Raw genomic sequence first — 14,763 nt, 5'->3', positions numbered from 1 at the left:
TCAGGATGCACGCGAAGGGGTGGCGGCTGGTCGATATCGCCCGTGAGGTCGGCTGCAGTGCCCCGATGGTCGGGATCATGGTCCGAACCGGGGGGGAAGTCTTCAGGTCGACACCCGCGAAGCCGCTGATGCGGCAGTTGCTGCCGCCGCTGTTCTTGAAGGAGACGGTGACGACGCCTTCCGTCTTGTCCGTGGTGCTGTCCGACGCGTGCCGCCGGCTGGGACAGGCCGACTCCGCAGGTTCCGCCGATCACCAGTTGCACAACAGCGAAGGAGGGCTTCGATGAGGAGTGAGCCGGTCACCGAGGAGTCGATCGCCGAGGCACGGACGTTGGCTCGTGAAGAGCCGAGCACCGGAGGGCCGGTTCTGGCTCGGTGTCTCCTGAAGTTCGGATGGCGAATAGACCGCGAGCGGCCGTCTGCGCGCATCCCGTATTTCGAGGAGGCCGCGGCGATCTATCGGGGCCTCCTCGCCGACGGATTCGAAGAACACCTCGCAGCCGCGACGCATGCGATCTCCTCGCTCGGCCTGCAGTACTCGCTTGCGCACGCCGATGATCGTTCCTTGGCCGCGAAGGCCGAGGCCGCAGCGCTGGCCCGGAAGCTGAACCGTCAACGCGAGGACAGTAAGAAGGAAACACAGATCCTCGGCGCGTTCGCCCACGGCCTTGCCGAGGCCGGCCAGTTCGAGCGGGCAGTGACCGCTCAACGCGAGGTTGTTGACATTCACGGCGCGACGGACGGCCCTGGAGGCCACCCCTCATCTGACGGCGTCGTGTGGTCGCTCCTCGATCTGGCGATCTACCTTGATCTGGCCGGACAGACCGACGCGAGCCTGGAGATCGAACGCGAGGCGCTCCAGCTCAAGCGCCGCATGGCCGAAGCTGAGCCACGGTGTCTGCCCGGACTGGCGATCTGGCTCGCGGGGGTCGCACCCTGGTTCACCGACACCGGGCATCCGCAGGAAGCCAGACAGCTCCTGGACGAAGCCATCGCCACCTGCGACCTGCTTCCGCCCGAAGGCGACCGCAGGAACTTCGGATTCCATCAGGCCGTCCACGCCGCCTTGTTCGCCAGGTCCGGTGCCCGAGATGAGCGCATTAACGGCGGCCGGACGACCCCGGTCGGCGTCAGCCCAGATCCCCAGGCTCTCCAACCAGTACTCGGCGTGAGCTTTCACTGGTGGGCCTTCAGCGTCCGGCAAACCTACCGCGCGGGACGCGAGGCCATCGACGACGCGATCTCCACGACCGGAGACCGGTCTGCACTCGACCCCACGCAGTTGGCCGAGCTCGGGACCCTCCTGCGCCGCCGCAATATCCGGCAATCGGTTGCCTTCAACTGCGTCCCGCAGCAGTTCACCGAGAAGGTCATCCCGGCCCTGGCTGAGAGCGTCGCCCTCGAACGCCAGCTCGCCGCCGCTAGTCCAAGCAGCGGCCCGCGACGCTTGATCCGATCGCTGACCGACCAAGCAATCGGGCACCTGGTCACCGGCGCGAACTCGACGGCAGGTGAGACCCTCCGTGAAGCTCGCGACGTATCCGCAGCTGCCCAAAGCGGCCCAAACTGACCCGCTTCAGGGACGAGCCGACCAGGCATTCCGACAGTTCCAATACCCGACTCCACCATTATCGGTGTCATCGGACTTCCGGGCCCGCACGCTGCGCAAGGTCCTGGACGGCACGATCAGCCGCGCGATCGGCGTCGCGACCGGAGAGGGACTCGGATGATCAGGCGGTTGGGTTACCACTGGCACCTGCGGCGGATCATGGCCGCGCACAACATCTGGAAAACCACCGAACTCATCCCGCTTCTGCGCGAGCGAGGCATCAACCTCTCCACAGCACAGGTCTACCGGCTGGTCACCGACCGGCCCGAGCGCCTGTCCCTGCCAGTCCTTGCCGCGCTCTGCGACATCCTCGACTGCTCTCCGGCCGACCTCATCGAGCCCTACGTCGAAGCGGATCGCCGCAATCGCACCGCCGGCGAGGCCGCCGTCATCGAGATCAAGTCCGACTTCCGGCCCGAACGCGCCCGCATCATTGAGGACTGAGAGTGCCCGCACCGCGCAAATACACCTCCGACCCGAGCCGTTGGCCGGCCTGCGTCCGCTGCTACCCCGCAAGCCAGCCGTGGCCCGAGGGCATCGTCTGTTTCTACTGCGTCCGCGCCGCCCGCAACCGCCTGGGCACCTGCGCCGCATGCGGTCACACCGGCATTCCTGCCCGGCCTCGATCCGCAAGGCCGCCATGTCTGCGTCCGTTGTTGCGAAGTACCGATTGAGGTCCAGTGCAAGCGATGCGGAGAGGAGAACCTGGCCAGCGACAACAACGTCTGCTGGCGCTGTCTGCTCTCGGACAGGATCAACAAGCTCCTTGTCGGCCCCGGCGGCGCGATACCCGAGGGTCTTCAACCACTTGCGCAAGCCATCGTCGGGATGCCTCGAGCGAACAGCGGGTGGGCCTGGATCCACATGAACCAACGCGTGCCTAATCTCCTGCGGGACTGGCCAGCGGCGACATCCTCCTCAGCCACGAGGTGAATCGCCCCGGGTTTGATGGAGACATCGAAGACCCGGAAGGATGCAGTTCGGTGAGTCGGTCGCCGACTCTGTGTGAGCTGATGGTGCCGAACAGGGCCAGGGTTGATGTGCATCAGTCCTCCTCCAGCGCGTTCCGTAGCGGTATGCCCCACTCGACCCACTGCTGCAGCTCGTTCCGCTGCACGAGCCTGGCAGAGGTGCACCGTGCCACTGGGGGACCTGGCCGGGACACCGATCCGCATCTCCCGACCACGTGGTCTGTCGATCTCGCCGTCGGCACGCGGTCACCCGGCGTAGTGGCCTGCCAAGGCAGCAGGTACCGACAGGGCAGCCACGCCGAGGAAGAGGCACGAAGGACCTCACACGGCCAGTCCATAGACGCCCTCGAAGAACTGAAGAAGAAGTTCTTCTTCCCGCAGGCAGACGTGCCGACGGGCCCGACCGCACGCGGGGTCGCCGCCTCGGCAGACAGAGCGAGCGCCGGAACCGTTATCGCAGTGGTAAGAATCGTTGTCATCACTTTGCGCATGATCGACTCAACCGCCAAGTCTTCTCAGGGTCACGCCGTGACCTGCCTCATGTGACAGCCTCGGCTTCGCCGCCTGTTCCTTCCCTGCCTTCTGACCGCCGCCCCGGAGATCCTGAGGTCCGGGGCGGCAGCGCGCGTGTTCAGGGTTTCCAGGTGTTGAGGAGGTAGCGGATCTTCTCGGTGGCGCGGCCGGTGGTGTCGCTGATGCGGTCGATGGTGCAGCGGGTGAGGTGGTGCAGTACGACGATCTCGTACTGGAGGGGGCTTGTGGTGGGGATGAGGAGCCGTTTCGTGTGGTGGCGGACGAGGTTGGCGAAGAGGTCCCAGGCGTAGGCGGTCGGGTCGGGTCGGAGCAGGATGGCGGACCAGTGCGCGGCGAGGTCGCCCATGGCGCGGCTCATCAGGTGGTCGGTGTCTGTTGGATGGGTGTGTGCTGCGGCGTAGGCGCGGTATGTGGGGTGCTGGAGGGTGCAGAAGGCGCGGAATGCGGCGGGAAGGATGATGTCGGGGCTGGTTGTGCGGTGGGTGGCCGGGGAGGTGGTGGTCATCCGAATGTCCCGACGGGGATGGAGCAGAGGGAAGGTGTGCTGGGCGGGGTGTTGCCGAGTGGGTTGGCTGCGCGGGCGATGTCCCAGAGTGGGCGGATGAGGTCGGACTGTCCGTTCAGGGCGCTGACGAGGCACTCGGCTGTCTCCCAGTCGGGTAGGACGGATCCGGTGAGGACCGCGGTGATCTGGTTGGGCGGCAGGCTGGTCTTGGACTGCAGGGCATCGATGGTGGGGTGGGCTGCGGCGAGGTGCAGGCCGCGGAGCGCGGCGTGGAAGGTTGCGCGGTCGGCCACGTTGTATCCGCGGGCTGCGTTCCACAGGGGGCGGAGTTCTTTGTCGTCGGCGGCCAGGGCGTGGGCGAGCTTGCGGGTGACTTTCCATGAGGGGATGCGTTCGCCGCTGATGACGCGGGAGATGTAGGAGGGATCGACGCCGACGTCGTTGCCGAGGCGTTTGTTTGTCTTGCCGCTCTTGCGGTGCAGGTGTGACAGGGCGCTGGCGAAGGTGGCGACCGGGCCGTGCCCGGGGGCGGCGCCGTCGGTGTCTCCGGTTCCGCCCTCGGGGTTCCGTCCCCGGGGCGGGCCGGGCATGGGGTGCCGCGGCGAGGGAAGGGCGGTGGGCCGGGCCGGGAGCCGGGGGGCGAGGCGGCGCTCGCGGCGTCCGGGTGCGCTGTCCAGCATCCGGCCCAGGGCGCTGGTGCTCATGTGCAGAGCGTCCGCGATCGCTGGCATCTTCATCTTGTTGTCGCGGCTTTGCAGGACGACTGCGGTCTTGAGGTCCTTCCAGACCATTTCGCATGCAAGAACCAGCTCGAGGGAATGCACCGGGTCTTCGCCGTCCACGACGTCGAGTTGGTCGAGCAGGTGGCGCAGGTCGTTCAGGGAGGCCACGGCGAATGCGTGGTTGTCGGCGGCAGGCGTACGGGTGTGGCGGCGGTAGCGGGTGCCGCACTGGTCGGAACAGTAGACGCGCTTACGTCCGACTCCGGTCTGCTTGACGGTGTTGAAGCAGCCGGGGCCGGGGCAGCGCGACTCCAGCTGGTCGTTCGGGGACACGAGCATGACCCTTCTGAGGGGTTGCAACAGGGAAGCAGGAACGGAAACGTCAGCTTCCGGCCCGGGAGAGGGACTTGAAGGCCCTCAGTGTCGTGACTCTCTGCACTCAGTGCCACGGGCGGTGTGCCCGGCGGGAGGGGTGGCCGGCGCCGCCGGCCACCCCGGAGTTCACTGCTCGGTCCAGCGGAACCGCTGGTAACGGAGGTAGGAGTGCCTCAGCGCGGCGATCGCGGAACCGGCGGCCATCAGGACGGCGCTGGTGAGTTCCGGGCGCAGAATGAGCACGATCCCCGCAACGGGTACGGCAACGAACGCCCCTACCTGGACGTTGACCTGATTGTCACGCCATTCACGGGTTTCAATCGTCCGTGTTGGAGGGATGCTACGGTCGAAACGCCCAGTCCGGGGGCCTTCCGAGGTCGTACTGGATACCTGGTCGGGAGGCATGAAGCCCTCCTTGATCATCGGATGACGGGTAGAGAAGCCGACTCTGGTAGTGGTTGGCCCCGCGCCAGAGTCGGCTCATGTCCGCGAACGTACCGGCTCACCATCCGACACTCCACCGCTACAGTCCGTTAATTGGACGATTGGTGTTGCCGATCGTTCCCGATAGCTAATTTCGGTCAACTCCGGTCAGAATCAGACCCAGTTGCCTCAGCCGCAGCCTCGCTCCGATCGTCGAATATGGCCCGGAACCCCGCATCCCTCCTGGGGCTGCAGCCACAGAGGGACGCGGGTCAGGTGATGTCGTTCGGTGCGAGGTCGGGGCGCAGCCGGTGCCATGAAGGGTGTCGCAGCAGTCCCGCCCGGGTCCTGGTCGCGTAGCGGACCTCACCGACCAAACGCGGAAGCACCCACCGCGCGCCGGCCACCCTCGGCACCTTGTCGAAGGGGCACTCGTCGATCGCGGCGACGTCGAGCAGGCCGGCGAGCGTGATGCGTTCGGTATCGCTCCACCCGGTGCCGACACTGCCCAGGTACCGAAGACGGCCTGCGCGCGCCTCTCCTACGAGCAGGGCTCCGGGCAGGCCGGTGAGCCGGCCACGGCCGGGCACCCACCCGCCCACGACCACATCAGCGGTCCGGACGTGCCTGATCTTGATCCACGAGCGGGACCGGACCCCGGGTTCGTACACCGACGCAAGTCGTTTCGCTAGCACACCCTCCAGCCCTGCGGCCCGGGTCATCTCCAGCGCCTGCTTGCCGTGCCCGACGACCGCTGCCGGTGTCGACCAGTGCTTCCCGTCCAGTCCCAGGCCTTCCAGGAGGGAGCGGCGCTCGGTGTACGCCAGCCCCGTCAGGCCGCAGCCGTCCAGATACACCGCGTCGAACAGCACCAGATGCGCCGGGACCAACCGCGCCATCCGGGAGGCCTTCGCCGCCGAGGCCAGCCCTATACGGGACTGCAGCCGCTCGAAGTCACTGCGCCCCGCGTCGTCGAGCGCGACGATCTCGCCGTCCAGAACTGCGGGCCGGCCGAGCACGGACCGAGCCCTGCGAGCTCCGGGTAGACAGCGCTGATGTCCGCCCCGGACCGGGACCGCAGGACCGTCGTCCCATCGCCCGGCAGATAGACCATGGCCCGCTGACCGTCCTGCTTCACCTCGAACGCCCACCGGTCCTCCACTCCCACGGGCGGCAGGCTGCCCGGCGTGGCGAGCATCGGAGCGATCCGCGGCAGACTCACCATGACCATCCCGCCCGGGCACCCGCTCAGGACGCGCTGCGCTTCTTCGCGGCCGCAGTCTTCTTCGTGGTGGTCTTCTTCGCCGCGCGCTTCTCCCCGGACGCGGTCTTCTTCGCCGTGGTCTTCTTGCGGGGCTGCATCGTGTGCACGGTGGCGTCCTGGCCGCGGCTCTCCTTGGCCGCCTTGACGGAGGCATTCAGCGCCGCCATCAGGTCGACGACCTGCCCGGCCTCCCGCTCCTCGCCCTCGGCCGGCTCCGGGAGCTCGATACCCTCAGCCTTGGCCTCGATCAGTTCCTCCACGGCGTCGCGGTACTCGTCCCGGAAGCCGGAGATGTCGTCGAGGGCCATGGTGTCGGTGAGCTGGACGGCCCGCTCGATCTCCTCCTCGTCCAGGTCGACGTCCCGGGGCGCGAGGGACTGGGGGCTGCGGATCTCGTCGGGCCACCGCATCGCGTGCAGCACGATCGCCTCCTCCCGCACCCGGAGCAGCCCCAGCCTTTCGCGGTTGTGCCACGCGAATTTGGCGACGGCGACCTTGTCCGAGCGCTCCAGTGCCTTGCGGAGCAGGGTGTACGGCTTCGCTGCGACCTGTCCGTCGATCGCGAGGAAGTAGCTGTCGCTGATCCGGATGGGGTCGATGCTGTCGGCGTCGATGAACGCCACGATCTCGATGGCCTTCGCGGTGGGCAGCGGCATCTCGTCGAGGTCTTCATCGGTGACCGCGACCAGCTCGTCCTTCGTGAACTCGTAGCCCTTGCCGACCTCCTCCTGCGGCACGACCTCGTCCTCGATCTCGCACACCTTGCGCGTGCGGACCCGGCCCATGTCCTCCAGATGCACCTGGTGGAAATGAACCGAGCGGTCCTCGGTCGCACTGACGACCTTGATCGGGATCGTCATGTTGACTGAACTAGACGCCAAATATTCGCAGGTCAGAGCAGGTTTCTGCTAGCTTCCCGGCATGCTTGAGACGGGTGGTTCGACCCGTGATCTGGCTGGCTTCGTGCTGCCGGATTCGGGTGGGCTGGTGGAAACGGAAGACCCAGCACGACCATGGGTGTTGCTCGACACCGCTGGTGCTGCGGTGGAGTCGGTCGCCGAGTTCTTCGCGGAGCTTCAGGCGTGCGGACGGCCGCCATCGACACTGCGCTCGTATGGGATGGATCTGCTGCGATGGTGGCGGTTCCTTGCCGGATGGGACCTGTCCTGGAATCGCGTCACGCGAGTGGATGCCCGTGACTTCGCACGCTGGATGCAGGTGGCGCCGAAGCCGGTCCGTGTCCACTGGCGCCACCGGGCCTCTGGCCGTTCCAGCTCGCCGCCGGTACGGCGAATGAGCGATCCGAACCCCGTCACGGGCCGGTCCACGCCGGGGCCCATGTATTCGGTCAGGACGCGGGTGCATGCCGAGACTGTGCTGCGGTCGTTCTACGACTTTCACCTCGATACGGGTTCTGGGCCCATCATCAACCCGTTCCCTGCGGGGCGGAATCGACGCGGTCCGACCGCTGGCCGGCGGTCACATGGAGGCCAGTACCGGCCCTCGGTCCCTGCACGGATGCCGCGGCGGATTCCGGACCGCAGGTTCAACGAGCTGTTCGCCGCCTTGCGGTACCACCGCGACCGCGCCCTATTGGCGTTCTGGGTGTCCAACGGCGCTCGGGCCGAGGAACTGCTGACCAGCCGGCAGCGGGATCCCTTGCCGGGTGAGCAGTTGCTGGGGGTGCTGCGCAAGGGGACGCGTGCGTATCAGCAGCTGCCGTCATCACCGGATGCGTTCGTGTGGCTCCGCCTCTATCAGGAGGAAGCCTGGCGGGCAGGGGTGCCGCGTGATCCGGCGGCAGGATTGTGGTGGACCCTGCGGCGACCATACCGGCCACTCAGCTACCACGCTGCCCGGGCGATGCTGAACCGTGCCAACACTCTGCTGGGTGCCAACTGGACGCTGCACGATCTGCGGCACACCGCCGCCTACCGGATGGCTCGGGATCCGAAGCTGGCTCTGACGGACGTGCAATGGGTCCTGGGCCATGCCCATCTGAGTACAACTCAGATCTACGTTCCTGCCGGCCGCGAGGAGATTGTCGAGGCAGTGCGTGCACATCATGATCGTCAGGAACAGCTGGCCCGGATCCCGGAAGTTCCCGCGGCCGGATACCGGCCCGAGGCTCTCAACGACCTGTTCGGGGGTGCCTGGTGACAGCCCGCGTGCGTCACCTTGTCGGCCGAAACACTGACGGCCCCGGCAGGCCGGTACGTGTTCCCCAGGCAGCCGGCGGCCCTCTGGAGCAGGCGCGCGCGAAGTTCCCCGCCCGCGAGAGCGGAAGGCAGTGGGTGGCGTCCTGCATGTCGGCGGACAACGTTCTGGACATGCTGCGGCAGGAGCCGTACAACGCGACTGTCGAGAACACGCTCTGGTACCGGGTCGCGGGGGCTCGCGCCATTCTCACGTGGCTGGCCGGATATCCCGGCACAAGCTGGCAGGAACGATGGTTGGCATCCCCCGCCGCGGAGTGTCCTCGCCGATGGTCCGAGCAAGGGCACCTGTGGATCGCCGCAGCCACCAAGGTGAAACGACGTGGCACCGTGCAGTCCGGGTTGCTGGCCCTGGCCGGAGCTGACGTGATTCGTCTGCCGCTGCAGTGGCTGATCGGTCACCGCAGCGCCCAGCTGCGTGAATTCGTGGAGGAAGCCCGCGATCCGGCCGGCTTCATCCTGCTGAAGAACGGCGTCGGCCAGCAGCAGTGGACGACCCGATCGGGCGGCAAAGCCCGCCTGGCACTGACCAGGATCCTCCTCGCCAAGGGCGGCGGCATCGCCGACATCACGGTCGGTGACGCGCTTGAGTACGACGCCGCCCTCCGACAGGCAGGAGCAAGCAGTACCGGCGGCGCCGGCACGCTGTACTACGCCTGGCTGCGCGAGCTGGGCGGTCTGCCTGGCGACGCGCCAACGACACTGCGACTGCTCGGCCGGGCCACCGGGCAGCTCACCTGTGAGCAGCTGGTGGACCGGCACGGTGTGGCAAACGGTCCGATCCGGGGGCTGCTGATCGACTACCTCGAGGAACGGCGCCACCGCCTGGACTACGGCACCCTCGACAATCTGGCCCGCAGCCTGACCCGGAATTTCTGGTCCGACCTGGAACGGCATCACCAGGGCATCGCCTCCCTCGATCTGGCACCTGATGTGGCTGCTGCGTGGAAAGAGCGGATGCGGACCCGGGTCAAGCGCCGTCGTCGCCCCGACGGCACGGTGGAGGAACAGGTGGTCGAACGGGCCGACCGGGCCCTGCAGATGATGGCGGTCCGCGCGTTTTACCTGGACATCGCACGCTGGGCCGTGGAGGAACCGACGCGATGGGGGCCGTGGGCAGCACCCTGCCCGATCAAGGAAGCCGAGGTCCAGGACGGCAAGCGCACCAAGCGGGTCAAGGCCCGCATGGACCAGCGCACCCGCGAACGCCTCCCAGCCCTGGAGACCTTCGCCCGGGCCGCGGCCGACCACCACCGTCACCTGACCGCCTGCCTGGAGGCTCTGCGCGCGGTGCCACCCGGCGCGCAGTTCACCGTTGGCGGATCCGTCTTCGTCCGTTCGAAGAACGGCGGCGACTGCGCCCGGGACGCGACCGGCACGCGCGTGCATCTTGATCTGGCCGAGCACCGGGCGTTCTGGGCCTGGGCAGCGGTCGAGTTCCTGCGCCACACTGGTGCCCGCATCGAGGAGATGTTGGAGATCAGCCATCACTGTCTGGTCCAGTACCGGCTGCCCACCACCGGCGAGATCGTCCCGCTGCTGCAGATCGCACCGTCCAAGACTGACCAGGAGCGTGTCCTGCTGGTCAGCCCCGAGCTCTCAGACGTGCTCTCCACGATCATCCGCCGCGTCCGCGATCCGCGCTCAGGTGCCATTCCGCTGGTGGCCGCCTACGACTACGAGGAACGCGTCTGGAGTCCACCCGCGCCTCTGCTGTTCCAGTGGGACCGCGCCGGCGAGCGCTCCTGTATGAGCGGCGAACTCATCCGCCGCTCCCTGGGAGAGGTCCTGGCCTTCATCGGCCTGACGGACGCCACCGGCCAGCCCCTCGACTTCGCACCGCACGACTTCCGGCGGATGTTCGTCACCGACGCCATCCGCTCCGGCCTACCGCCTCACATCGCCCAGGCCATCGTCGGACACTCCAACATCAACACGACCATGGGCTACAACGCCGTCTACCCCACCGAGACGATCGAGGCCCACCGCGCCTTCATCACCCGCCGACGAGTCCTGCGCCCCGCGGAGGAGTACCGAACCCCCACCGACAGCGAGTGGGAGGACTTCCTCGGACACTTCGAACGCCGCAAACTCTCCGTCGGCACCTGCGCCCGCGCCTACGGCACCGCCTGCATCCACGAACACGCCTGTGTCCGCTGCTCTCTTCTGCGTCCGGACCCCGCCCAGCGCGAGCGTCTCATCGAGATCCGTGACAACCTCATCGCCCGCATCACAGAGGCAGAACAGCATGGATGGATCGGGGAGATCGAGGGGCTCCAGGTGAGTCTCGCAGGAGCTGAAGCCAAGATCCGGCAGATCGACGACTCCTCGCGAGCACCTGGGCCCGTGAATCTGGGCCTCCCCACCTCGCGGCAGTCATAAGCGAAAGTGTGGACAAGGGCCCAGGACGCAAGGGCTGATGGCCACGTGGACCTGCTCTGGCGTGGGGAGCCACGTTCCGTCCGTTCCCCACGCCGCAGTGGGGACGGACTCAGCCGGTGGCGCATCTGGATGCTGCGGCTACGCCTCTGGAACAGCGTTGGCTGGGGGGACGAAAACACAGAACTCATTGCCTTCTGGGTCGGCAACGACGACCCAGCGAAAGCCATGTTCGTTCTGTTCTCGAGAGAGCCGCCGAGCCCCTAGCTGTTGGAGGCGCTCGACCTCAGTGTCCAAGTCCTCGGTTCCGAAATCGAGGTCGAGGTGCATCCTGTTCTTGACCTGCTTTGATTCCGGGACCTGCTGTAGGAGAAGGGTGGGCGCGAGAGCGGGACCGACCAAGCTCAGATACGGCGGTCCGTCGAATCCACGCCGGTAGTCCAGCGGGGCGAGCGCAGCGAGCCAGAACTCCGCCTGCGCTTCAGTATCAACACAGTCCAGTGTCACGACGATCTGCATGGTGGAACGGTAGAAGACCGAGACTGCCTTGACGATCCGATTTTGGCAGCGCCAGCGCGACTGGCAACGTTAGGCTCACCCGTCATGAGTCAGAGTGGTTCGCAAGCGGCAGCGTTCTTCCGAGAGGCTCGCCAGAGCGAAGTGGTCTGGTTTGTTCGGGATGATGAGGGAAGTCCGGCTCCTGTCTCGGCGGACGGCACGCGAAGTCTTCCCTACTGGTCGACCATGGCACGTGCCCAGAGGGCAGCGAAGATCTGGAGGCATGGGCTGCGTGTTGAATCCATGCCCCTGGACGCCTGGCGTGATCGCGATCTGCCCGATGCCGCCCGAGAGGGCTACATGATCGGCATCAACTGGAGCGGACCGCGTCTCGTCGGTTGGAGCTTCACTCCGGCGGAAGTCCTCAACCGGCTCGCAGCGGCCTCCTAGCCCACGGCACTGGCCAACGCAGAGCGCAGTCGCCGCCAACAGATCAGCAGACATCCGAGGGTGTCGACACGCCATCACCTCGCGGCCAACGGATTCGGCAGGGCCCACCGATAGTTCAGAGAAGTGACCAGGCCAAACGAAATAGCTCCGGTCCACAAGGGCCGCGGCATATACACCTCCAGGCCCCCTGACGGGCATGGGCCGGGAAGCAGACCGGAACGCCGGGAACTGCGCCCCGCTCAAGGGCGGGGCAGGGTGCGACCGAGCCACCGCCCGTAGTCCGATCCTGGTGCGGGGCGGGAGTGATCGCATCATGAAGCCTGCCCGAGATCGAGCCGGCCCTGCTCATGACGACCGCTCCTCGGGCTCGGCGGGCAGTGGCGGATCACGTCTGTGGGGCCGACCCTGGCCGACGCTTTTGAAGGCCCGGGATCCGAATGTCGCATTGACCCCGATCCTCGGTCGGGCCAACTCAACCGCCTACGGGCCAACCCGCCGCTCATTTTCAGCTCGGGAGCCTTTACCCCGAAAAGTTCTACCGACGGTAGAATCGGTGGTATGAACAAGCCGACGAGTATCAAGACCAGCGAGGAAGTCCGCAACCGGCTGCGGGTCCTCGCCGCCGAACGAGGCACGACCATCACCGAGCTGTTGGAAGAGCTCGCCGGCCGCGAGCTCACGGACGCCGAGCGTGAGCAGCGTGCTGGTGAAGCGGCCCGGGAGCTCGGCATCGAGTACACGGAGCAGGTCCAGCAGGCCGGACAGGACGCCTGGGCGAAGATCCGCGCCCATCAGGGCGGCGCCGTCGCATGAACCTGACGGTCGTCGTGGACCACACCGCTCTGGTCGCCCTGTATCGTGCCGATCCCTTCTTCACCGGCCTGTACATCGAAGCCTCCCGCGGCACCGGCCGCGTCATCATCCCGTCACTGTCGATTCTTGCTGCGGAGCGGCAGGTCACGGGTGCGGGCCGGCACGCGGCGACCCTGCGGTTCGCGGAGAACGTCCCGTTCAACGCCGGGCATGCGGTGGACGCGATGGACTGGAGATCCGTGGACTGGCCGGTGGCTCACGCTGCTGCGATCGCCTGGCACGCGGTGAAGGCGGGGGAGCCGGTCACGGTCCTGTCTCTGGAGCCAGAGCTGTATGCGGGTACCGGCATTACTCCGCTGAACCCCACCTGAACCCGCTCTCCGGCGGGCGACTACGGCCGGCCAACGCCGCCGCGGAAGGCTTTAACGCAACCTTCAAGAGAGACGTTGAGGGGACGAAAGGGCTGCCGGAGGCCACCACGTCCCGGACTCCCGGCGTCCGGCGCAGGTGGTCGAGGATCGCCTTTGCCGCTCGGCGGGAGCTGGGCCGGCCTGCCGTGTTCGCGCCCGGCATGCTTCTTCCGCGCTCCGCTGGCGGAGTGAACGCGCAGAAGATCGCCCGTATCCGGCCAGGGCGGCCGGGGAGTCTGGTGCCGTGATCAAAACTGTGAAGCGTGTCGCGGCCTTCGCTGCCCTGACCCTTATGCCGCTCGCCGTGCCTGCCACTACCGCCTCCGCGGTCGGCGGGGCGCGGGCGGCGATCGACTGCCCGTCCGGCTACGTCTGCATCTACCCCGAGATCAACTTCGGCGGCCAGCCCTGGGTCCGCCGAGCCGTCGACGGCAGCGTCAAAGACCTGCCCTCCGCGATCCGGGACCGGGGCAGCTCCATCCGGAACAACTCCGACCGAACCGCCCGCGTTTACGAGAAGCGGGACTACTCCGGCCGTTGGGTGTGCGTGACCCGCAGCGGCGGCTCCATCCACGACCTGCGCGGCTACAACCTCAACGACCAGACCCGGTCCCTGAAGATCAACCGCAACGACTGCGGCTGACCCGGCCACGAACCGGTGGCCCACCCCATTCCTCCGAGGTGGGCCACCATCGTGGGCCCAAGCGGTTGAGCCCGGTTCACTCTGCTCCGCAGGCGGCTCAAAGCGCTGCAGTACCAGCACGGCATCCTCGGCGGATTCCTTGCCGGGACGGGCCTCGCTCTCGACAGACCGGACAGACTCTAATACGCCGAAGTCAGTAGCAGAGGCACCTTGAAGTTTCCTGCTCCAGAGGCACGTTGCCAGTCTGCCGACGTAGCTTTTACTCGGGCGTTGTCACGTTAACTGACCGGCCTGGGATGATCTTGGAGTTGATCGTGCCGGAAGGGGTTCGCTCGTGTCGTCCGCGTCGCCGTCGTGCAAGGGGCACCGGTACCCGGTGGAGGTGGTCGCGCACGCGGTACGGCTGTACTTCCGCTTCCCGTTGTCATTCCGTGAGGTCGAGGAACTGATGCTCGAGCGCGGCGTGATCGTTTCCTACGAGACAGTGCGTCGCTGGTGTCTGAAGTTCGGGCAGGCCTATGCCGACGGACTGCGCCGTCGTCGGCCCCGGCCCGGGGACAAGTGGCTCTACCTTCTTGAACGGGTTGGTCCTCCCGTTCGTAGGGTGAGGACACCCAGGGGAGCTGGGTGTGGCTGACAAGTGGCTGCCGTTCGTGGCTTCAGGTGCTTGGCCGCCTGGCTCCCCACGACGACTCGGCCGCCGATTGGGAAGTGCGAACAAGTCGCTGTGTAGAGCAATGCCGGCGAGGTCGTCCGTGGTACGCAAGGCATGTACGACCGAATGGAGCACGATGAGCCGGATATGGGCGGGAACCGACTGCGGCAAGACCCACCACCACTGCCTGGTCCTGGACAGCGAGGGCGACACGCTGCTGTCGCGTCGGGTGGCCAACGACGAGCCGGAACTGCTGAAGCTGATCGGTGACGTCCTGGACCTCGCCGACGGCGGCA

14 protein-coding genes and 2 pseudogenes are annotated in these 14,763 nt (G+C 67.0%); 11 read left to right on the top strand and 5 right to left on the bottom strand.

Annotated elements, in window-relative coordinates; translation table 11 throughout:
- The 3 genes from ACIRJP_RS40110 to ACIRJP_RS40100 all read left to right on the top strand — a co-directional run.
- Positions 1-287: hypothetical protein (locus ACIRJP_RS40110; RefSeq protein ID WP_404185831.1), on the top strand; the 287-nt coding region annotated here is incomplete at its 5' end.
- Positions 284-1,570, top strand: a complete 1,287-nt coding sequence (locus ACIRJP_RS40105; protein WP_404185827.1) for a tetratricopeptide repeat protein — start codon at positions 284-286, stop codon at positions 1,568-1,570. The genes ACIRJP_RS40110 and ACIRJP_RS40105, both read left to right, overlap by 4 nt.
- Positions 1,571-1,726: 156 nt before the next feature.
- Entirely contained in the window at positions 1,727-2,053 is a 327-nt protein-coding gene (locus ACIRJP_RS40100) for a helix-turn-helix domain-containing protein (RefSeq protein ID WP_404185825.1), read from the top strand.
- A gap of 1,158 nt (positions 2,054-3,211) precedes the next feature.
- On the opposite strand, the gene ACIRJP_RS40095 is transcribed toward ACIRJP_RS40100, so the two are convergent.
- The 4 genes and pseudogenes from ACIRJP_RS40095 to ACIRJP_RS40080 all read right to left on the bottom strand — a co-directional run bounded on the left by ACIRJP_RS40095 (position 3,212) and on the right by ACIRJP_RS40080 (position 7,263).
- Positions 3,212-3,619, bottom strand: coding sequence for a hypothetical protein (locus ACIRJP_RS40095; RefSeq protein WP_404185823.1), 408 nt, complete (start codon positions 3,617-3,619; stop codon positions 3,212-3,214).
- Positions 3,616-4,680: a multiprotein-bridging factor 1 family protein gene (locus ACIRJP_RS40090; protein ID WP_404185821.1), complete on the bottom strand. Its 1,065-nt coding sequence runs from the start codon at positions 4,678-4,680 to the stop codon at positions 3,616-3,618. Before ACIRJP_RS40090 ends, ACIRJP_RS40095 begins: the two co-directional genes overlap by 4 nt.
- Positions 4,681-5,411: 731 nt before the next feature.
- A pseudogene (locus ACIRJP_RS40085) lies at positions 5,412-6,364 on the bottom strand (ATP-dependent DNA ligase).
- Between the two features lie 23 nt (positions 6,365-6,387).
- Complete coding sequence (locus ACIRJP_RS40080) at positions 6,388-7,263, bottom strand: Ku protein (RefSeq protein WP_404185819.1); 876 nt, start codon at positions 7,261-7,263, stop codon at positions 6,388-6,390.
- 61 nt (positions 7,264-7,324) lie between these two features.
- Here ACIRJP_RS40080 and ACIRJP_RS40075 point away from each other — a divergent pair, with 61 nt between their 5' ends.
- Both ACIRJP_RS40075 and ACIRJP_RS40070 read left to right on the top strand, forming a co-directional pair.
- Positions 7,325-8,563, top strand: a complete 1,239-nt coding sequence (locus tag ACIRJP_RS40075) for a tyrosine-type recombinase/integrase (RefSeq protein WP_404185817.1) — start codon at positions 7,325-7,327, stop codon at positions 8,561-8,563.
- A gap of 146 nt (positions 8,564-8,709) precedes the next feature.
- The gene (locus ACIRJP_RS40070) at positions 8,710-11,001 is read left to right on the top strand and encodes a tyrosine-type recombinase/integrase (RefSeq protein WP_404185815.1); all 2,292 of its coding nucleotides are present in this window, start codon (positions 8,710-8,712) and stop codon (positions 10,999-11,001) included.
- 138 nt (positions 11,002-11,139) lie between these two features.
- Here ACIRJP_RS40070 and ACIRJP_RS40065 read toward each other — a convergent pair whose 3' ends face one another.
- Positions 11,140-11,517 carry a VOC family protein gene (locus ACIRJP_RS40065; RefSeq protein ID WP_404185813.1) on the bottom strand — a complete coding sequence of 126 codons (378 nt, stop codon included), beginning with the start codon at positions 11,515-11,517 and terminating at the stop codon, positions 11,140-11,142.
- A gap of 84 nt (positions 11,518-11,601) precedes the next feature.
- Here ACIRJP_RS40065 and ACIRJP_RS40060 point away from each other — a divergent pair, with 84 nt between their 5' ends.
- The 6 genes and pseudogenes from ACIRJP_RS40060 to ACIRJP_RS40035 all read left to right on the top strand — a co-directional run.
- Positions 11,602-11,946, top strand: a complete 345-nt coding sequence (locus tag ACIRJP_RS40060) for a DUF2750 domain-containing protein (RefSeq protein ID WP_404185812.1) — start codon at positions 11,602-11,604, stop codon at positions 11,944-11,946.
- A 558-nt stretch (positions 11,947-12,504) separates the two neighbouring features.
- Positions 12,505-12,759: a hypothetical protein gene (locus ACIRJP_RS40055; RefSeq protein WP_404185810.1), complete on the top strand. Its 255-nt coding sequence runs from the start codon at positions 12,505-12,507 to the stop codon at positions 12,757-12,759.
- Positions 12,756-13,130, top strand: a complete 375-nt coding sequence (locus ACIRJP_RS40050; RefSeq protein ID WP_404185808.1) for a PIN domain-containing protein — start codon at positions 12,756-12,758, stop codon at positions 13,128-13,130. Before ACIRJP_RS40055 ends, ACIRJP_RS40050 begins: the two co-directional genes overlap by 4 nt.
- A gap of 283 nt (positions 13,131-13,413) precedes the next feature.
- Positions 13,414-13,812, top strand: a complete 399-nt coding sequence (locus tag ACIRJP_RS40045) for a peptidase inhibitor family I36 protein (RefSeq protein WP_404185806.1) — start codon at positions 13,414-13,416, stop codon at positions 13,810-13,812.
- Between the two features lie 334 nt (positions 13,813-14,146).
- Positions 14,147-14,377: pseudogene (locus ACIRJP_RS40040) on the top strand (IS6 family transposase); the annotation flags it as partial.
- A 226-nt stretch (positions 14,378-14,603) separates the two neighbouring features.
- The coding region (locus ACIRJP_RS40035; protein ID WP_404185829.1) for a transposase at positions 14,604-14,763 on the top strand (160 nt) is incomplete at its 3' end.

Origin of the sequence: Streptomyces sp. NPDC102437 (genome assembly GCF_044765565.1) — a bacterium.
Classification (GTDB): domain Bacteria; phylum Actinomycetota; class Actinomycetes; order Streptomycetales; family Streptomycetaceae; genus Streptomyces.
This window is presented reverse-complemented; position numbering and strand designations above follow the sequence as displayed.